Annotated in this window: 16 protein-coding genes and 1 pseudogene; 10 read left to right on the plus strand and 7 right to left on the minus strand. The window is 45.9% G+C overall.

From position 1 onward, the window contains the following. A partial coding sequence (locus AB4232_RS17805) for a 3'-5' exonuclease (protein ID WP_372087658.1) occupies positions 1-1401 on the plus strand: 1401 nt, incomplete at its 5' end. A gap of 171 nt (positions 1402-1572) precedes the next feature. Here AB4232_RS17805 and tpx read toward each other — a convergent pair. The 5 genes from tpx to rarD all read right to left on the minus strand — a co-directional run bounded on the left by tpx (position 1573) and on the right by rarD (position 7254). Then, a complete protein-coding gene (gene tpx / locus AB4232_RS17810) occupies positions 1573-2070 on the minus strand; it encodes a thiol peroxidase (RefSeq protein ID WP_017090712.1) in 498 nt (165 codons plus the stop codon). A gap of 784 nt (positions 2071-2854) precedes the next feature. Further along, positions 2855-4612, minus strand: a complete 1758-nt coding sequence (gene ggt, locus AB4232_RS17815) for a gamma-glutamyltransferase (RefSeq protein ID WP_372087659.1) — start codon at positions 4610-4612, stop codon at positions 2855-2857. 91 nt (positions 4613-4703) lie between these two features. Then, entirely contained in the window at positions 4704-5366 is a 663-nt protein-coding gene (locus tag AB4232_RS17820) for a LysE family translocator (RefSeq protein ID WP_372087660.1), read from the minus strand. Between the two features lie 99 nt (positions 5367-5465). Next, entirely contained in the window at positions 5466-6260 is a 795-nt protein-coding gene (locus tag AB4232_RS17825; RefSeq protein ID WP_102445161.1) for an AraC family transcriptional regulator, read from the minus strand. A gap of 85 nt (positions 6261-6345) precedes the next feature. Then, positions 6346-7254 (minus strand): EamA family transporter RarD, encoded by a 909-nt coding sequence (gene rarD, locus AB4232_RS17830; RefSeq protein WP_009848190.1) that lies wholly within the window; start codon positions 7252-7254, stop codon positions 6346-6348. A 179-nt stretch (positions 7255-7433) separates the two neighbouring features. Here rarD and recQ point away from each other — a divergent pair, with 179 nt between their 5' ends. The 3 genes from recQ to AB4232_RS17845 all read left to right on the plus strand — a co-directional run bounded on the left by recQ (position 7434) and on the right by AB4232_RS17845 (position 10592). Beyond that, on the plus strand, positions 7434-9272 hold the full coding sequence (recQ, locus tag AB4232_RS17835) for an ATP-dependent DNA helicase RecQ (protein WP_372087661.1): 1839 nt from the start codon (positions 7434-7436) through the stop codon (positions 9270-9272). A gap of 78 nt (positions 9273-9350) precedes the next feature. Next, positions 9351-9662, plus strand: a complete 312-nt coding sequence (locus tag AB4232_RS17840; RefSeq protein WP_372087662.1) for a DUF3630 family protein — start codon at positions 9351-9353, stop codon at positions 9660-9662. Between the two features lie 258 nt (positions 9663-9920). Continuing rightward, positions 9921-10592, plus strand: a complete 672-nt coding sequence (locus AB4232_RS17845) for a 7-cyano-7-deazaguanine/7-aminomethyl-7-deazaguanine transporter (protein ID WP_009848193.1) — start codon at positions 9921-9923, stop codon at positions 10590-10592. Between the two features lie 100 nt (positions 10593-10692). Here AB4232_RS17845 and gppA read toward each other — a convergent pair whose 3' ends face one another. Continuing rightward, positions 10693-12186, minus strand: coding sequence for a guanosine-5'-triphosphate,3'-diphosphate diphosphatase (gene gppA / locus AB4232_RS17850; protein WP_372087663.1), 1494 nt, complete (start codon positions 12184-12186; stop codon positions 10693-10695). A gap of 6 nt (positions 12187-12192) precedes the next feature. Then, positions 12193-13503 carry an ATP-dependent RNA helicase RhlB gene (gene rhlB, locus AB4232_RS17855; RefSeq protein ID WP_009848195.1) on the minus strand — a complete coding sequence of 437 codons (1311 nt, stop codon included), beginning with the start codon at positions 13501-13503 and terminating at the stop codon, positions 12193-12195. Positions 13504-13614: 111 nt separating this feature from the next. On the opposite strand from rhlB, the gene trxA reads away from it, so the two are divergent. From trxA to fre, 6 genes and pseudogenes are all read left to right on the plus strand, one after another. Further along, entirely contained in the window at positions 13615-13941 is a 327-nt protein-coding gene (trxA, locus tag AB4232_RS17860; RefSeq protein ID WP_009848196.1) for a thioredoxin TrxA, read from the plus strand. 199 nt (positions 13942-14140) lie between these two features. Beyond that, the gene (gene rho / locus AB4232_RS17865) at positions 14141-15400 is read left to right on the plus strand and encodes a transcription termination factor Rho (protein WP_009848197.1); all 1260 of its coding nucleotides are present in this window, start codon (positions 14141-14143) and stop codon (positions 15398-15400) included. A 110-nt stretch (positions 15401-15510) separates the two neighbouring features. After that, positions 15511-16506, plus strand: a complete 996-nt coding sequence (locus AB4232_RS17870; RefSeq protein ID WP_371703092.1) for a hypothetical protein — start codon at positions 15511-15513, stop codon at positions 16504-16506. 98 nt (positions 16507-16604) lie between these two features. Beyond that, a complete protein-coding gene (gene ubiD, locus AB4232_RS17875) occupies positions 16605-18446 on the plus strand; it encodes a 4-hydroxy-3-polyprenylbenzoate decarboxylase (RefSeq protein WP_372087664.1) in 1842 nt (613 codons plus the stop codon). Then, positions 18443-18712 carry a 2Fe-2S iron-sulfur cluster-binding protein gene (locus AB4232_RS17880; protein WP_372087665.1) on the plus strand — a complete coding sequence of 90 codons (270 nt, stop codon included), beginning with the start codon at positions 18443-18445 and terminating at the stop codon, positions 18710-18712. The genes ubiD and AB4232_RS17880 overlap by 4 nt, the downstream gene beginning before the upstream one ends. Before the next feature lie 20 nt (positions 18713-18732). Next, positions 18733-18860: pseudogene (fre, locus tag AB4232_RS17885) on the plus strand (NAD(P)H-flavin reductase); the annotation flags it as partial.

Genomic DNA, 18860 nt, shown 5'->3' on the forward strand with positions numbered 1-18860 from the left:
GGTGCTAAAATTGAAAATATTCAGAAGTTCTTGGATGAATTCCCAGGTGCTTCAACGGTTCGACTCGAACAAAACTACCGTTCAACCAAAACCATTCTTCAGGCGTCGAATGAGCTTATCTCGAACAACACTGAGCGTATGGGTAAAGAGCTGTGGACTGATGGCAACGATGGCGAGCCAATCTCTGTTTACTCAGCTTATAACGAGTTAGATGAAGCGCGCTTCACGGTCAGCAAAATCAAAGAGTGGCAAGAGAAAGGCGGTGCGTTAGAAGATACCGCGATGCTTTATCGTAATAACGCCCAATCTCGTGTGCTTGAAGAAGCGCTTATCCAAGGTGGTCTGCCTTACCGAATCTACGGTGGCATGCGATTCTTCGAGCGTCAGGAAATCAGAGATGCTTTGAGCTACCTGCGCTTAATGAGTAACCGCAGCAATGATGCGGCATTCGAACGTGTCGTTAATACGCCGACTCGTGGCTTGGGTGATAAAACGTTAGAAACGATTCGTCTTGCAGCGCGTGATCGTGGTGCAACCATGTGGGAAGCCAGTGTTGCTCTGATAGAAGAACAAGTGTTGCCAGGCCGTGCTGCGGGTGCTTTGAGCCGCTTTATTGAACTTATCAATGCACTTGAAGATGACACCATAGAACTGAGACTTCATGAGCAAACCGACCACGTGATCAAATCGTCGGGCTTGTTTGCGATGTACGAGCAAGAGAAAGGCGAGAAGTCGAAGGCACGTATTGAGAACTTGGAAGAATTGGTAACGGCAACGCGTCAGTTTGAAAAACCAGAAGAAGCGGATGAAATGAGCATGCTAACGGCATTCTTAACTCATGCGGCTTTGGAAGCGGGTGAAGGTCAGGCTGATGAATTTGATGATGCGGTTCAGCTCATGACTCTGCACAGTGCCAAAGGCCTAGAGTTCCCAATGGTATTCATGGTTGGCGTTGAAGAAGGTATGTTCCCAAGCCAGATGTCTGCAGAAGAAGCGGGGCGTTTAGAGGAAGAACGTCGTCTGTGTTACGTCGGCATGACCCGTGCGATGGAGAAGCTCTACATCACTTACGCTGAAATGCGTCGTTTGTACGGTCAAGACAAGTATCACAAGCCATCTCGTTTTATTCGTGAGCTACCAGAGACATGTCTGGATGAAGTTCGTATGAAAGCGCAAGTGAGCCGCCCTGCAAGCAGTGGTCGCTTTAGCCAAACCGCCGTGAAAGAGAACTTCAATGAAACAGGTTTTAGTTTGGGTTCTCGCGTTAAGCACCCTAAGTTTGGTGAAGGTACCATCATCAACTTCGAGGGAAGCGGCCCACAAAGCCGAGTTCAAGTTGCGTTTAACGGTGAAGGGATTAAGTGGTTAGTAACGGCTTATGCTCGATTAGAGCAGCTTTAATCTGCTACTTCGGTATTTAGAAAGCAGTTTGGTTTTTAAAACCTCGTTCTGCATTTAAAAGTAATCCGCATTAAAAACAGAAAGAGCAGCCAATGGCTGCTCTTTTTATTGCTCGGAACCAGTCTAAATAGGCTGAATCGAGCTTAAGGCATTCCTGCCTAGAAAGGATACTTACAGTACTGCAAGTGCCGCTTCGTAGTTTGGTTCTTCAGTGATCTCAGCAACCAACTCGCTGTGTGTTACCACACCTTTTTCATCAACAACGACAACCGCACGTGTTGTTAGGCCTGATAGTGGGCCTTCAGCGATCGCTACGCCGTAATCTGATGCAAACGCAGGAGAACGGAAAGTTGAGGCGTGTTGAACGCCTTCAATGCCTTCTAGTTCGCAGAAGCGACCCGCAGCAAACGGTAGGTCAGCAGAAATACAAACAACAACCGTGTTCTCAAGTTCTGCTGCTTTTGCGTTGAACGTACGTACGCTCGTTGCACAAGTTGCTGTGTCGATGCTTGGGAAGATGTTTAGAACCACTTTCTTGCCTTCAAGAGAAGCAAGAGTCAGTTCAGAAAGATCGCCTGCAGTTAGTGCAAAGCTTGGTGCTTGTTCGCCAGTTTGTGGGAATGTGCCTGTTAGTGGTACAGCAGCGCCTTTGAAGGTAACGTGTGACATGAATTTGTCCTTAGTTTAATTATGGTTATGAAACTAGTTGAGCCTAGTAAGACTTACGTTACTCGGAAGTGGTTAAGAAGTGAATGCTTTAAATGTCAGAATTGTAATTAAAGGTCTTTGATTTATTTGTTTGAGAGAGGAATAAGTGAAACGACAGATAAAGAAAAACCCCGAGAGCTTGCGCTCATCGGGGTCTATAGTCTTACTCGCAGCAATCCGGCTACTAAGTGTGCTCCATGCATCAAATCCATGATAGTGTGCTGTTATCCTTCAGCGTATTCCTTTCGTCGCCTTCCTAGCGGTGTCCTTGATCTTATCCTGATCTGCCAACAATCCTCGTTAGCGCGCGTCACTTGTTCCTTGAGCGGTGTCCTTTACATCATCCTGATGTTCAGTCCTTTCCTCGTCCAGAGGTGTCCATTGTCTTTCCTTAGTAGCAACCATCCTAGTTACTATTGCGTCCATTCAATGTCCATTTCGCTATCCATGCCGATTATTCATCCTGAGTAATCGAATCTTCATCCTGAAGATAACCAAGTCCTTGGCGTTTCCTGTTCCGTGTCAGCATCCTTCCGACACCATTCATATTACCGATTCCTTATTTATCAGCAATGGTGCATAAGCGAATTTCTATATAATTATTTGAATGATAAATGTACGTATCGTTTTATTTCAATTGGTTACGGTATCGAGGTGACTAATTTCGTCATTAAATATCGATATTTACTCACTGCCTTGTGAGAGATCTCGCACAAGGCCGCGAGTAAAAAGGGAGGATTATTCCCTACTGACCAATGGCTGCACCTTCACGACGAGGGTCTGCTGCGCCTTCTAAACCATCTTTTGTGATGCGAATCGCGTGTAAACCAGAGTTAAGATCGCGAACGTTTACTTCAAATCCCATCTTTTCTAGCTCAGGTTTGAAGTTTTCCGCCGATGTTCCTTTTTCCAAATCTAAGGTACCGAAGCGGTTTAGGAAGTGCGGTTGGTTGATGGCTTGCTGAATATCCATGTCCCATTGGGTATGCGCAATGATCGCTTGTGCCACATAACCTATGATACGGCTGCCGCCCGGAGAGCCAATTGCCATGTAAGGTTTATCGTCTTGCATGATGATGGTCGGTGCCATTGAAGAGCGCGGACGCTTACCCGGTTCAAGTCGGTTGGCGATAGGCTTACCATCGTTGTGGGTCTTGAATGAGAAGTCCGTTAGTTCGTTATTGAGTAGGAAGCCTCTCACCATCAAGCGTGAACCAAAGGCATTCTCAATGGTGGTGGTCATCGAAACGACATTGCCATCGCTATCGACGATATTGAAGTGGCTGGTGGACGGCAATTCAATAGAAACATCTTGACTGCGCAGCATGGCATGATCCCACGGTGGTGTGCCTGAAGGTGCGCTTGATAGTGCCTTACCTGCGGTAATTAACTGAGCACGTTCCTGCAAATAGTCAGTATTGACTAACCCTTGGGTTGGCATTGGCACGTAATCTTGATCGGCCATATACATACCACGGTCTGCAAAGGCTAGGCGAGAAGCGTCTGCTAACACTTGCCAAGATTTCGCGTTGTTTGGTCCCCATGATTTAAGATCAAACTGCTCGGTCATCGCTAAGATCTGCCCAACCGTTAATGCACCTGAACTTGGTGGTCCCATTCCACATACTTGATAGCTTTCATAAGCAGAACAAACTGGCTCACGTTGCTTAATTGAATACGCGTCGAAATCTTTCTGCGCTAATACGCCAGGGTTACCTTTGGCTGTTTGCACAGTATTAATGATGTCGGCAGAGATCTCACCTTGATAGAAGGCCTTAGCACCGTTCTTCGAGATAGCGTTTAACGTTGCCGCGTATTCTGGGTTCTTAAGTTGAGTCCCCGCTGTTTTCGGGCTGCCATCGGCATTGAAGAAGTAGGCTTTAGTTGTCGCAAATCGGCTTAGTCGCTGTTGGTCATTCTCGATCAAGGTAGCTAAACGTGGGCTGATGGTAAAACCTTCTTCAGCTAGCTGAGCGATGGGCTTAATCAGTGATGCCCATTCGAGTTTTCCGTATTCCTGGTGAGTGTCCCACAGCAATTGCACCGTGCCCGGTGTCGCAACTGAGCGACCACCAACCACTGCATCATAGAATTTAAGCGGTTGTCCGTTTTTGTCTTGGAATAGACGTGGTGTGGCATCAAGTGGTGCAGTTTCACGACCATCGTAGGTTTTGAGTTGCTTGTCCTTGCCATCAAAATAAACAAGGAACGCACCACCACCAATACCTGAAGACTGAGGTTCTACTAAGCCAAGCATGAGCTGAACCGCTACCATGGCATCAATGGCGTTACCACCACGAGCAAGCACATCAGCACCAGCCTGTGTTGCAAGAGGGTTGGCCGCGGTGACCATCCAGTCATTGGCTTTGATGAGTTGTTTGGTTTCTAAACCACTACTTTGTTCGGGTGCGACGGAATCGGCAGCTTGATTTGCCCAACTGACGTGAGAGGCAAAAAGTAGGGTAGAAGTGGCGAGGGTTGTTAGTTTTGTTTTCCACTGCATGATCTTCTCCTTTTAATATGCAGAGCTAGATTGGCAGTGGAAAGATGAGATAGCCAGAGCGTTGTTAACGAATTGTAATCTTGATTCGAATTTAAGCGATTAAACCGGACAGTGACTGCCAAAGAATACTTGCGCCAATAAGGCTGAATAACACACCACACAAGCCATCGATGTAAACGGTCGCTTCGCTGAGTTTCTTCTGCAGTGTTTTGGTTGAAAGCATCCACGCCAGCAGTGAGAACCAAAACAGAGACAGACCAAATAAGATGATCAGGGCAAAGCCTTTGCCTGACAGAGACATGTCGGCAGGCACTAGGCTCGACATCAAGCTAATAAAGAACACCAAAGCCTTTGGGTTGAGAATATTGGTCGCAAACCCTTTCGAAAATGCCTGACGCTTATTGGTCAGAATCAGATCGTTGGAATTGACGGTATCGGCATCATCATCGTGGTTCTGAATGATTTGCCAGGTTGCTTTAAGTGCTCCGTAACCTAAGTACAGTAAGTAGCTACCGCCGGCTAGTTGGATAATGGCAAATAATGTGGGTTGTTGGTGGACTAGGTAACTGATTCCCGTCAGGCTCAGCAATGAGTGCAGCAAGATCCCGCAAGATAAACCAAGCGCAATGTACAAGCCTGTCTGGCGTCCGTGACGCGTCGCATTTTGCACGACTAACGCAAAATCAGGGCCGGGGCTCATCAAAGCGATGAAGTGGATAGAGGCTAGGGTGATTAGTATGGTGACTTCGTTCATCGTCAGTTCTCAATAACGTTGCCGCTATTTTTAAATAAGTAATCGTATTGAGCGTAGCTTACCGTGATTTGAAATCGAGCAATTGTAAATTATCAACACTTAGTTGATTTGTGAGGGTGGTACACCGAATGTGGTTTTGAAAGCCTTAGAGAAGTGTGCTTGATCATAGAAGCCTACTTGGTGCGCGACCTTGGTACCACATATCCCAGACTTAATCAGACGCATGCTCTGTTCCATACGTAAACGGCTCAGCCATGCATAAGGCGTAATCCCCATTCTGTTTTTAAAATGGCGTTGGAATTGAGTTGTGGTTAAGCCGCACAGCTCAGACAGTTGCTCTAATCGCACTGGTTGATCCAAATTCGCCATTAAATAGTCTTTGAGCGTATCAATCGATTGATTACCCAGTTTGATGTCACTCTTCGATCCAAATTTCGCATAACGATCGACAATCGTCGAGAACCCTTCGAAAGGTAAGCAATCTTGAGCGAGCTGGCTGATGTTTTGATGGATTAATAGGCCGTGTAAGTTGCGTAATTGTGAAAATGCAGCTTGATCGGAGAGGATCAACTCAGAAAAGCCTAATGTGTGACCATTCTTCTTGGGATCGGCAAGATCTTGAAACCATTGGGGAGATACCGCAAACACACTGACTTGATAACCCGAATCGAGTTTGGAGTGCCCATCATGCAGCTCATCGGGTGGCATGATAACAACTTGGCCAGCACCAACATTATGGCTCGTCCCTTGATAGACGAATTTCTGCTGTCCTTGGGTAATTAAACCAATGTGAAAGTCCAAATGATAGTGGCGCTGGAAAGCAAACTCTTGGTATTGAGCTTGGATCAGGCTGATATCTTCTGTTGGGGTAGAGTAATAGTGGACTTTATCCATGGTACAAAAAGCTTGGTCAAATAGTCATCAATTCAACCAAGCTTATCTTCGTATTAAGGGATTGTCTTGTAAAAAACGATCAGTGTTACTGCTTAGCGCGTTTGTTCTTTCTGTTGTTACGCAGACCGTCAAAGCTGAATATCACCAACGCTCCCCAAATAAAGGCGAAGGTAATCGCTTTGTCACTGGTAAACGCTTCGCCATAAATCAGCACCGCTAACAAGAACATTAAGCTTGGTCCAATGTACTGGAAGAAGCCGAGGGTCGATAGCTTCAAGCGTGTTGCAGCGCCAGTAAAGCACAGCAGTGGAATGGTGGTAATAACACCAGCCGCAACCAATAATAGATTGAGTTGCATCGGGTTCATCGAGAAGTCCGAGGTTGGGCTATCAGCAATAAATAGTAGGTACGTTGCTGCGAGAGGCAACATAACCAGAGTCTCAATGAACAAACCTGTTTGCGCTTCTAAGCTCACCTTTTTACGCAGTAAGCCATAAAAACCGAAGCTAAAGGCTAGGGCAATGGCGACGATCGGCACTGAACCGAAGGCAATTAATTGGATTAATACGCCAATCGCAGCAAGAGCCACTGCAAACCATTGCAGCTTACGTAAGCGTTCGCCGAGGAAGAGCATCCCGAGCAACACGTTAATCAGTGGGTTGATGTAATACCCCAAGCTGGCATCAAGCATGTGATTGGAATTCACCGCCCAAATAAAAATAAGCCAGTTAGCGCCCACCAAAATAGACGTCGCCACCAAATAGAGCATTTTTGGTTTCGAGGTCAGGGTGTCGCGGACTTTACGCCAGCTGCGGCCAATGTGCAGTAAGAAAGCGAGTAGGAAAAAGGACCATACTACACGGTGGCTAAGGATCTCTAACGGGGAAACATCACTTAAAGATTTGAAATATATAGGGGCGATCCCCCACATGGTGTAGGCGCCGACGGCAAGCAAAACTCCCTGGCGCGTACGTTGTTGTTCTTCCTGTGTCATGCATCTTTCTCTAGCACTGAGTGCTTATTAATAAGATTTATAAGAGAGTTGGTCAGTATAGGAGCGATAACCCTTTTCACCTAACAATTTGCGGTTTAATTCGCCAGCGTTCCCCTCTACAATGTGCGACTTGCTTGCCGAAGATGCTTGCTGATTTCATACCTCGATTAGGAACCATAATGACCGCCACTCTGATTGCTGAGCAAATACCAACTCCCGCGAATGATGCGCAAACCATCTTGCAAGATGTGTTCGGCTATCAAAGCTTTCGCGATGGTCAGCAAGAGGTCATTGATTTGGCCGTTGAGGGCAAAGACAGCTTGGTGATTATGCCAACCGGTGGCGGTAAATCTCTGTGTTACCAAATCCCGGCTTTGGTTCGTGAAGGGCTGACTCTGGTTATCTCACCGCTGATTTCGTTGATGAAAGACCAAGTTGATCAGTTGAAAGCCAACGGTGTCGCGGCAGAGTGCATTAACTCGTCAATGCCGCGTGAGAATCTGATCTCGGTCTTTAATCGTATGAACTCAGGTCAGTTGAAAATGGTGTATGTCTCGCCAGAGCGCGTGTTGATGCGTGACTTTATCGAGCGTCTACAAGGCTTACCGCTTTCGATGATTGCGGTCGATGAAGCGCACTGTATCTCTCAGTGGGGGCACGATTTCCGCCCTGAATATGCATCATTAGGTCAGCTTAAACAGTATTTCCCACATGTACCTTACATGGCGCTAACGGCAACTGCCGATGATGCGACTCGTAAAGATATTATCTCGCGCTTGCAGTTGGTGGATCCACACACGCACTTAGGCAGCTTCGATCGCCCTAATATTCGCTACAACTTGGTTGAGAAGCACAAGCCCGTGTCACAGGTGGTTCGCTACCTAGAAACACAGAAAGGCAATTGCGGCATCATCTACTGTGGTAGTCGCAAGAAAGTGGAGATGGTGACCGAGAAGCTGTGCAATAACGGTATTCGCGCTGCGGGTTACCATGCCGGCATGGATACCGACGAACGTGCTTACGTTCAAGAAGCTTTCCAGCGTGATGATGTTCAGATCGTTGTGGCGACTGTGGCGTTTGGTATGGGCATCAATAAACCTAACGTACGCTTTGTGGTGCACTTTGATATTCCACGTAATATCGAATCTTATTATCAAGAGACTGGCCGTGCGGGTCGTGATGGCTTGCCTGCTGAAGCAATGATGCTGTTTGACCCTGCTGATATGGGTTGGCTGCGTCGCATGCTGGATGAGAAAGAAGAAGGCCCACAGAAACAAGTCGAGATGCACAAGCTGAACGCGATGAGTGCCTTTGCCGAAGCGCAAACCTGTCGTCGTCAGGTTCTATTGAACTATTTTGGCGAATATCGCGAAAAGCAATGTGGTAACTGCGATATCTGCTTAGATCCACCAAAACACTTTGATGCGACCCAAGAGGCACAGAAGGCGTTGTCTTGTGTGTACCGCGTTAATCAGTCATTTGGTATGGGCTATGTGGTGGAAGTGATGCGCGGTATGCAGAACATCCGTGTCCGCGATAATGGTCATGACAAGCTCTCTACCTATGGCATTGGCCGCGACCACAGCCATGATTACTGGATCAGTATCTTCCGTCAGTTAATCCATAAAGGTTTGTTGTTCCAAAACATCACTCGTAACTCAACCTTACAGTTGACTGAAGAGGCACGCCCGCTGCTGCGCGGTGAGATGTCTTTGGAATTGGCGGTGCCTCGTTTGGATACAGCGGTGCGTAATGCTAAGTCCGATAAACTGAGCAGCAAGAATTACGATAAGAAGCTGTTTGCCAAGCTGCGTAAGCTGCGTAAGTCGATTGCTGATGAAGATGGCTTACCGCCTTATGTGGTATTCAGTGATGCGACCTTAATTGATATGGCTGAAATCCTACCCACATCTTATGGCGAGATGTTGGCTGTGAATGGTGTTGGTCAGCGTAAACTCGATAAGTACGCTGATCCATTCTTAGATTTGATTCAAGAATACATCACGACACACGGCTAATTTTCAGGATCGTTTTCAGATAAGTCATCGTTTATAAAAACGATTGGATCATAGAACAAGAATAAGGTTGATAGGGACATGACAACACCAACAGAATTTGGCTTAAGAGAGTATTTGGCTGAGGAAGGGCGTTTATTGATTACGTCTCCAAGCTTTGATTTTGATTCTTATGAAGAGCTAGGTGAAAAGCTGGTGGCATTGTTGTCCGCTTCTGTGGTTGAAAAGCAATGGGACGCTGACATGCACTCTTGGCTGATTGATTTTGAAGACTGTCGGATGTTTTTAAAGTCTGAACATTACAGCGAGTCCATTTGGTTTGAGTCGTTAAACGCTGAAGAAAGTCGAGAAGAGTTTGATTACCTCGCGGCGCTTTTTAAGCGTGGTTTCTAGCTTTTAACATGGCTTATGAAACCTGGCTCTTAAAACTTGGCTTCTAACGTCATTCATCAATAAAAGTGAGGATAAACGTTTGCGTTTGTTCTCACCGTTGCAGCCAATATTGATTAATGTATAATCGCCCGCCGCTCAATAGAGCAAATTATAGAAACATTTTTAATTCACATTATTGGTAAGAGCTTTCTTGGATTATTCGAAGAAATGACTCGATTTGGGTTCCCTCACCCCCAAACCAAACTAAAAAGGTACAGCATGAGTAACTTTACCCCTGCGCAACAGCGCAAAGCCCTAGCACTATTAGTTTTGTTCCATTTGATCATTATTGCATCAAGCAATTATTTGGTTCAGCTACCTTTTACCGTCTTCGGTATGCACACCACTTGGGGTGCTTTCACTTTCCCGTTTATCTTTCTAGCGACAGACCTGACCGTACGTATTTTTGGCGCGCAGCTTGCTCGTAAAATCATTTTCTTAGTGATGTTACCAGCGCTGGCCGTTTCTTATTTATTGTCTGTGGTGTTCTTTGAAGGTTCATTCCAAGGCTTTAGCCAACTAGGCGAGTTCAACTTGTTTGTTGCACGCATCGCAGCGGCAAGCTTCATGGCTTATTTGCTTGGTCAGATCTTGGATGTGCATGTGTTCAACCGCTTACGCCAAATGAAGCAATGGTGGGTTGCGCCAACGTGTTCAACGTTATTCGGTAATGCCATTGATACCATCGCGTTCTTTGCGATTGCTTTCTACCAAAGCCCAGATCCATTCATGGCTGAGCACTGGACTGAAATTGCGTTGGTCGACTACGGATTCAAGCTTATCATCAGCTTAGGTTTGTTTGTTCCAATGTACGGTGTACTTCTAAATTACGTGGTTAAGAAGTTAACCGCTGTGAACCCTGACTTTAAAGCAACGGGCGTTAACGCTTAAGTTTAGATTTGTAACGCAAAGCATTAATGCAGCGATGAGAAAAAGCCCAAGTTAGTAGACTAACTTGGGCTTTTTTAATTTCTAGCGTCAGATACTAATATCAGAGGCATTCAATATTCAATGGCCAGCCAATATCGGTTTGTCTATTCGACTCGATCTCTAGCTCAGCAGCGGTCAGCGGGTTGTCTGCTAGCCATTGCTTAGAAAGCGTCAAGGTCAGATTGTTGTCATCCGTCGTCAGCTTGAACTCAGGCTCAAGCGCTGGATTACGACGGTGAGTCAACAAAATAGCTAAACGCAGAATTCGTAAAATACGCTTGCTGCTGGTACCTGAGATTGCATGTTGCTCAGGCAATGAAGTTAACTGTTCGCGGTAGCGACGTGTTAACTCACCCAAGCAGTGCTTTTGCGCTCGAGTAAAGCCTGGTAGGTCTAAGTTCTGCAGTAGGTAAGCACTGTGCTCGCCGCCTTTTTTGAAATCGATTGTTAAACCAATCTCATGAAGCTTCGCCGCTGTTTGTAATAGCACACCTGCTTGAGGTTCAGAAACCCACGTTTCGGCGCCCGCTTGCTCTAATAGAGTCTGTGCGACTACAGCAACTTGTTCACTGTAGCTTACGTCCATTTGGTAGCGTGATTGCACGCTCTTAATGGTACGAGCGCGAATATCTTCTTGGCGAAACTCATCAACCATCTCGTAGGCGAGACCTTCACGGAGTGCGCCGCCAGCGAGTGTCATTGAATCAATTTCAAGCAGCTCAAAAATCGCGATAAGAATAGAAAGACCACTTGGGAACACTAGTGCGCGCTCAAGGGTTAAGCCTTCAATCTCAAGCTCTTCTAAGCGCTCTGTAATCATCGCTTGTTTTTGTAGACGCTTGAGTTTGGCATGAGTAATAACTTCATCCATGCCTTGCGCCAACATGATTTCTTGCAGCGCTTGAACGGTACCACTGGCGCCAACACACACATCCCACCCGATATCAGTGTAGCTATCTAGGATAGGAGCTAACGTAGACTTAGCCGCTTCAATGGCATTGTTGAAGTTGGTTGCGGTTAATTGGCGATCTTTAAAGTGGCGTTCAAGCCAAGTAACACAACCCATCTTTAGGCTGGTTAAGGCTTTGGCTGAGAAACCTTCACCGATGATCATCTCGGTACTTGCACCACCAATATCAACCACTAGTCGGCGGCCGCTGCCACCAGAAGTGTGTGCTACGCCTTTATAGATAGTCGCAGCTTCTTCTTCACCAGAGATAACATTGATGTCGTAACCAAGGATCTGGTTCGCTTTCGCGAGAAATATATCCACATTGATAGCGGTACGTAGGGTCGCTGTACCAACAATGCGGATATTTTCTTTCGGAATATCTTGCAGTCGCTCTGCAAAGAGACTCAAACAGTCCCAACCGCGCTGCATGGCTTCAGTACTAAGCGCATTATTTTCATCTAAGCCTGCAGCTAAACGAACTTTGCGCTTAATTTTAGCCATGGTTTGTACGCTGCCATCGATATGACGCACAACGAGCATATGAAAACTGTTCGACCCGAGGTCGATTGCAGCATAAAGCGGTGGTGACACTGTTTGACTCATAAGCGACTAAGCTTCCTTGTTATGACGCGGTTGGCGTGGGCGACGGTTCTGGTTTGGTTTACGGTTACCGTTGCGTGGGCCATTGTTGTTTGAGCGACGTTGTTGCGGGTTACGTGTACGTAAGCGCATCGGTGCTGGCAGATCTTCCAGTAGTGCAGAAGCATCGTAGTCAGACATTGGGATAGCGTGCTCAATGTATTCTTCGATTGGTGGCAAGTTGATTGCGTAATCTTCACAAGCAAAGCTGATCGAGTGACCGCTTTCACCAGCACGACCTGTACGGCCGATACGGTGAACGTAATCTTCACAATCGTCAGGTAGGTCAAAGTTGAATACGTGTGTTACTTGAGGGATGTGTAGGCCACGTGCTGCAACATCCGTTGCGACAAGCAGGTCAACATCACCTTTAGTGAATTGCTCAAGAATCTTTTCACGTTTCTTCTGAGGAACATCGCCGGTTAGTAGGCCAACACGGTGACCATCGGCAGCCAAGTGGCCCCAAACTGATTCACACTTGTGCTTAGTGTTAGCGAAGATGATTGCGCGATCTGGCCACTCTTCTTCGATTAATGTTTGTAGAAGAGCCATCTTATGTTCGTTAGAAGGGTAGAACAGCTCTTCTTGAATACGGTGACCAGTCTTACGCTCAGGTTCAACAACGACATGCTCTGGGTTGTGCATGTGTTCGAATGCAAGTTCTTGTACGCGGTAAGACAGCGTCGCAGAGAACAGCATGTTCAGACGATCTTTTGGCTCAGGCATACGACGGAACAAGAAGCGGATGTCTTTGATGAAACCAAGATCGAACATGCGATCAGCTTCGTCAAGAACAACTGCTTGAATGTGGTTAAGGTTAAATACCTTTTGCTTGTAGAAATCGATGATGCGGCCAGTCGTACCAATTAAGATATCAGCGCCTTCTTCGATCTTACCTAGTTGCTTATCGTAGCTTTCGCCACCGTAAGCTAATGCTGCCTTGATACCTGTGCTTGCAACCAGAGAGTCAGCATCATTGTAGATCTGAATCGCGAGTTCACGCGTTGGTGCCATAATAATCGCACGTGGCTGGTTAGGCTTACGGCCTTCATGCTCAGGTGTTTTTAGCAGGTGATTAAAAGTAGCAGTAAGAAACGCAAGCGTTTTACCAGTACCCGTTTGGGCCTGGCCTGCAATGTCTTGGCCGGTGAGCAGTACCGGGAGCGCCAAGGCTTGGATAGGGGTACAATAGTCGAACCCTTTTTTCTCCAATCCTTCAATGACTTGCGGAAGTAAATCCAAGTCGGCGAACTTTTGCTCTGTGATATGCGTCTTTTTCATTGCTATAGAATATCAGCTTAAGCTTGCAATACGAAAGTAAATACATTCCAATAGGGCATCTATTTACTGGTTATCATCCAACCAGTTCTAAAAAATACATTGGAGTGGAAGATGAGTGATAAGATTTTGCAGCTAACTGATGACGGTTTTGATAACGATGTAATCAACGCTGCAGGCCCTGTTCTTGTTGATTTTTGGGCAGAATGGTGTGGTCCATGTAAAATGATTGCGCCGATTCTTGATGAAATCGCAAACGAGTACGAAGGTCAGCTCACAATCGGTAAATTAAATATCGACCAAAATGCTGGTACTCCACCAAAATTCGGTATTCGCGGTATTCCAACGCTACTTCTTTTCAAAGACGGTGGCGTAGCAGCAACTAAAGTTGGTGCATTGTCTAAAACTCAACTTAAAGAGTTCCTAGACGCTAACCTATAATCAGGTGAGTATTTGAAAAGAAACCGCGCAGTTAACAAATGCGCGGTTTTGTTTTTTCTAAGCTATGGACTAGTCTTAGTTTTAGTGCTAATTTATCGCACGTTAATTGAACAAATTCTCTTCTTGGTCGAGCCTGTGACCAAATCCTTCTTAACTTAAGAAAACAGACCCTATTTTGACTAAACAAACTTCCACCACTATGAATCTTACTGAACTGAAGAACAGACCTGTGTCTGAACTTGTTAAACTTAGCGAAAGCCTAGGTCTTGAAAATCAAGCTCGCTTAAGAAAACAAGACATTATCTTCTCCATCCTTAAAGCACACGCAAAAAGTGGTGAGGACATCTTTGGTGATGGTGTTCTAGAAATTCTTCAAGACGGTTTTGGCTTCCTACGTAGCGCAGACAGCTCATACCTTGCTGGTCCTGATGATATTTATGTATCACCGAGCCAGATTCGTCGTTTTAACCTTCGTACAGGTGACTCTATTGGCGGTAAAATCCGTCCACCTAAAGATGGCGAACGTTACTTTGCTCTGCTTAAAGTAAATACGGTTAACTACGATAAACCAGATAACGCTCGTAACAAGATTCTTTTCGAAAACCTTACTCCTCTTCACGCCAACGAACGTATGGTGATGGAAGCGGGTAATGGTGCAACTGAAGATATCACAGCTCGTATTCTTGACCTTGCTTCTCCAATCGGTAAAGGTCAGCGTGGTCTGATTGTTGCTCCGCCAAAAGCGGGTAAGACAATGCTTCTGCAAAATATTGCTCAAAGCATTGCCCGTAACCATCCTGAGTGTGAACTAATGGTTCTACTTATCGATGAGCGTCCAGAAGAAGTAACAGAAATGCAGCGCCTAGTTAAAGGCGAAGTAATCGCATCGACGTTTGATGAACCAGCATCTCGCCACGTACAAGTAGCAGAAATGGTAATCGAGAAGGCGAAGCGTCTTGTTGAACACAAGAAAGACGTGGTTATCCTACTGGATTCAATTACTCGTCTAGCTCGTGCTTACAACACTGTGATTCCTTCATCAGGTAAAGTTCTTACTGGTGGTGTTGATGCGAATGCTCTACATCGTCCAAAGCGTTTCTTCGGTGCGGCACGTAACGTAGAAGAAGGCGGTAGCTTAACTATCATCGCAACAGCACTGGTTGATACTGGTTCTAAGATGGATGAAGTTATCTACGAAGAATTCAAAGGTACAGGTAACATGGAACTGCACCTTAACCGTAAGATTGCTGAAAAACGCGTATTCCCAGCGATTGATTTCAACCGATCTGGTACTCGTCGTGAAGAGCTTCTTACCAAGAACGATGAACTACAGAAGATGTGGATTCTGCGTAAGATTGTTCACCCAATGGGCGAAATCGATGCGATGGAATTCCTTATCGACAAGCTAGCAATGACTAAAACGAACGATGAGTTCTTTGACGCAATGCGTCGTCAGTAGTATTGATTAGCTTATAGTTATTAAAAAGCGCTGCCTTCGGGTGGCGCTTTTTATTTGCATTTTGTAGCGACAGCTTGCAGAATGGCCAAAAGTGTTACGAGGAAGTTAAAATGCAACATGGACTGTTGTCATCATTACTCCTGTCTACTTCACTGTTACTTTCACCGGTTGGTATGAGTTATGCCACCGAGATGTCTCCACTTACAGTAGAGTCTTGGCTTGAGAATGATCAAGTAAAACTGAAAACTGCTGAATTACTCGAGCTTGTCGTGCGTGACGAAGTCAATTCGCTACGCTTTTCGCTTGAGCGTCTGACATTTCCCCAGCAAGAGGTGGCTCGTTACCGGCTCTTGAAGAAGATCGAACAGCAAGAGATCGTTCTCACCCCTAAGATGTCTATTTTCATAGAACAGCAACTCGCTATCACGCCGACCTACCAAGTATTAGAGCGTGGGGATGGCTACGAGTTTACGGTACCTGCTTTTAATTACCCTTCGATTGCTAATCGACTGATCAAGCAATGGCACCAAGACCAGAAGACACTGGTGTTTGTACTGGATGCAGAAAAGCAGACACTTAACCTTAATGAGTGGTTGTCAGGGCCTGAGTATCAAGTTCAAACACGAGAAGCGCTACTAATTCGAGAGCTAGACAGTTTGTCTCCTGAAGCGGTCGACTATCTGACTAGGCAACTCACCGCATCTTCTATTGTTAGCTGGTTACCCTCTACCGAGGTGGTAGTTCGATTAGCGCAAGTGAGCGAAGACCCTGAGGTCTATAAGATTCTATGGCGAATGAAGGCCGATTATCATAGCCAAGCAGAGTTAGAGCGACTTGCTAAAACTAAACAAACGTTCGCGTTGGAACAGGTAATGGCAGCGACTAAGAATCCTCGTTTGAAAGATGAAGCGATTACTTTGCTTACCAAGGTGAACCCGCTATCAGAAGAGGTGAAGCAGTTCCTTGTCTCTAGGATGGCGATTGCCGATGAAGCGCCATTAGTCGCCCGTGAATTAGCCAAACAAGGTCACACGCGCTGGTTGCAAGATCTTGTGAATGATAACCCTCAGGTGAAGAGCTCTTTGATCGAGCAAGCATTACCGTAAAGTGGATTTTGCCTCTCAATAACCACACTAAAAAGGGGGATCTCAGCGTCACCCTTTTTGATATACTGAGCGCAGAATAATCAGCATGTAGAAGCCCTATGAGTTTTAAAGATTTACGTGATTTTGTCGACCATCTTGAAAGCATTGGTCAGTTGAAACGCATTCCTCACCCCGTCGACCCAGACTATGAAATGACCGAGATTAGCGACCGTACTCTACGTGCTGGTGGCCCGGCTCTTTTATTTGAAAACCCCGTAGGTTATGACATGCCTGTTTTGACCAATCTATTCGGTACGCCTGATCGCGTAGCCATTGGTATGGGGCGTCAAGAGGTTAAAGAGTTACGCGAAGTAGGCAAGCTGCTTGCTTACTTAAAAGAACCTGAGCCACCAAAAGGCTTTAAAGACGCTATCGATAAGCTGCCTGTGTTTAAGCAGGTCTTAAACATGCCAGCTAAGCGTGTTCGTAAGGCTGCCTGTCAACAAATCGTATGGCAGGGTGATGACGTCGACCTAGATAAAATCCCCGTGATGAGCTGTTGGGCAGACGATGTTGCGCCATTGCTAACATGGGGCTTAACGGTTACTCGTGGCCCGAACAAGAAACGCCAAAACTTAGGCATCTATCGTCAACAGAAGATCGGTAAGAATAAAATCATCATGCGTTGGTTAGCCCACCGCGGTGGAGCGCTTGATCTACGTGATTGGATGGAAACTAACCCAGGCAAGCCATTCCCTGTATCGGTAGCGTTTGGTGCCGATCCTGCCACCATTCTTGGTGCCGTTACGCCAGTTCCTGATACCTTATCGGAATACGCGTTTGCTGGCTTACTACGTGGTAGCAAAACTGAGGTCGTTAAATCAATCAGCAACGACTTAGAAGTGCCAGCGAGTGCTGAAATCGTAATGGAAGGTTACATCGACCCGAATGAGTTCGCAGACGAAGGGCCATACGGAGACCATACTGGTTACTACAACGAGAAAGAAAAGCATCATGTGTTTACTATTACTCATGTAACCATGCGAGAGAATCCGATCTATCACAGTACCTATACTGGCCGTCCACCTGATGAGCCCGCGGTATTAGGTGTTGCGTTAAATGAAGTGTTTGTTCCTATTCTTCAAAAGCAATTCCCAGAGATAGAAGACTTCTACTTGCCACCTGAAGGTTGTTCGTACCGAATGGCGGTCGTGACCATGAAGAAGCAATACCCAGGTCACGCTAAGCGAGTGATGATGGGTGTATGGTCTTTCCTACGCCAATTCATGTACACAAAATTTGTCTTGGTATGCGATGAGGATGTTAACGCACGTGATTGGTTTCAAGTGACCGCTGCCATGTGTGAACACATGGATCCGTCTCGTGATAGCTTGATGATAGAGAATACACCTATCGATTCACTAGACTTTGCATCGCCAGTGGTAGGTTTAGGCTCAAAAATGGGTTTAGACATTACTAAGAAGTGGGATGCGGAACTGGCATTATCACCTGATGCTAAATCTTTACCTATAGATCGTCAGCATATTGAAGGTTGCCTAGCTGAGTTAACTGAAACCTTCTCTGAAATTATTGATATTCACTTACAGAATGACAATGCGTGCATGGTCGTTGTGTCTATCGAGAAGCAAGCTGCAGGTAATGGTAAGAAAATCGTTGAAGCGGTTTGGTCTCAGTTCGATGAGAACAAGTTTGTCATCGTGTGTGATAGTGACGTTAACGTCAGTGACTGGAACGACATTATCTGGGCGGTGACTACAAGAATGGATCCGGCAAGAGATACGTTCTTCCTGAAAAACCAAACTGGACACTCAAAAATGGGTCTAGATGCGACGAACAAGTTTGAAGGTGAGTGCCTGCGTGAGTGGGGTGTTCCAATCACTAAGAACCCAGACGTCGTTAAAAAAATTGATAGCATCTGGGAACAACTAGGAATCTCATGAGCTTCCAAGTAGTCTTATACCAAGAAAATATCAGTTTTACCGTAGAAAAAGGGCAAACGGTTTTGGATGCTGCGCTCAACAGCAATATCAATTTTCCAAACCGTTGCCAAGTTGGTGCATGCGCTATGTGTATGTGCAAAAAATTAGAAGGCCAAGTGAGTTACCACCTTGAACCCATGCTCACAGAGAAAGAGCAGCTACAAGGTTGGATTTTTGCTTGCCAAGCATTTGCAGAAAGTAATTTAGTTCTAACCTTTGCCGATTAAGGGTTAGTGAGAGGAAGAACATGACTATTAAATGTAAAGTGAAATCAATCGAGCCTTTGGCTTGTAACACTTACCAAATCCTACTTCACCCAGAAACACCGGTCGCTTTTAAAGCGGGCCAATACTTAATGGTTGAAATGGGTGAAAA

The organism is Vibrio sp. 10N.286.46.A8 (assembly GCF_041470165.1).
Classification (GTDB): domain Bacteria; phylum Pseudomonadota; class Gammaproteobacteria; order Enterobacterales; family Vibrionaceae; genus Vibrio; species Vibrio tasmaniensis_A.

Bases quoted from the DNA above. Each gene is read 5' to 3' on its own strand.
- tpx (WP_017090712.1), bottom strand. From the start codon at position 2,070: ATGTCACACGTTACCTTCAAAGGCGCTGCTGTACCACTAACAGGCACA.
- ggt (WP_372087659.1), bottom strand. From the start codon at position 4,612: ATGCAGTGGAAAACAAAACTAACAACCCTCGCCACTTCTACCCTACTT.
- AB4232_RS17820 (WP_372087660.1), bottom strand. From the start codon at position 5,366: ATGAACGAAGTCACCATACTAATCACCCTAGCCTCTATCCACTTCATC.
- AB4232_RS17825 (WP_102445161.1), bottom strand. From the start codon at position 6,260: ATGGATAAAGTCCACTATTACTCTACCCCAACAGAAGATATCAGCCTG.
- rarD (WP_009848190.1), bottom strand. From the start codon at position 7,254: ATGACACAGGAAGAACAACAACGTACGCGCCAGGGAGTTTTGCTTGCC.
- recQ (WP_372087661.1), top strand. From the start codon at position 7,434: ATGACCGCCACTCTGATTGCTGAGCAAATACCAACTCCCGCGAATGAT.
- AB4232_RS17840 (WP_372087662.1), top strand. From the start codon at position 9,351: ATGACAACACCAACAGAATTTGGCTTAAGAGAGTATTTGGCTGAGGAA.
- AB4232_RS17845 (WP_009848193.1), top strand. From the start codon at position 9,921: ATGAGTAACTTTACCCCTGCGCAACAGCGCAAAGCCCTAGCACTATTA.
- gppA (WP_372087663.1), bottom strand. From the start codon at position 12,186: ATGAGTCAAACAGTGTCACCACCGCTTTATGCTGCAATCGACCTCGGG.
- rhlB (WP_009848195.1), bottom strand. From the start codon at position 13,503: ATGAAAAAGACGCATATCACAGAGCAAAAGTTCGCCGACTTGGATTTA.
- trxA (WP_009848196.1), top strand. From the start codon at position 13,615: ATGAGTGATAAGATTTTGCAGCTAACTGATGACGGTTTTGATAACGAT.
- rho (WP_009848197.1), top strand. From the start codon at position 14,141: ATGAATCTTACTGAACTGAAGAACAGACCTGTGTCTGAACTTGTTAAA.
- AB4232_RS17870 (WP_371703092.1), top strand. From the start codon at position 15,511: ATGCAACATGGACTGTTGTCATCATTACTCCTGTCTACTTCACTGTTA.
- ubiD (WP_372087664.1), top strand. From the start codon at position 16,605: ATGAGTTTTAAAGATTTACGTGATTTTGTCGACCATCTTGAAAGCATT.
- AB4232_RS17880 (WP_372087665.1), top strand. From the start codon at position 18,443: ATGAGCTTCCAAGTAGTCTTATACCAAGAAAATATCAGTTTTACCGTA.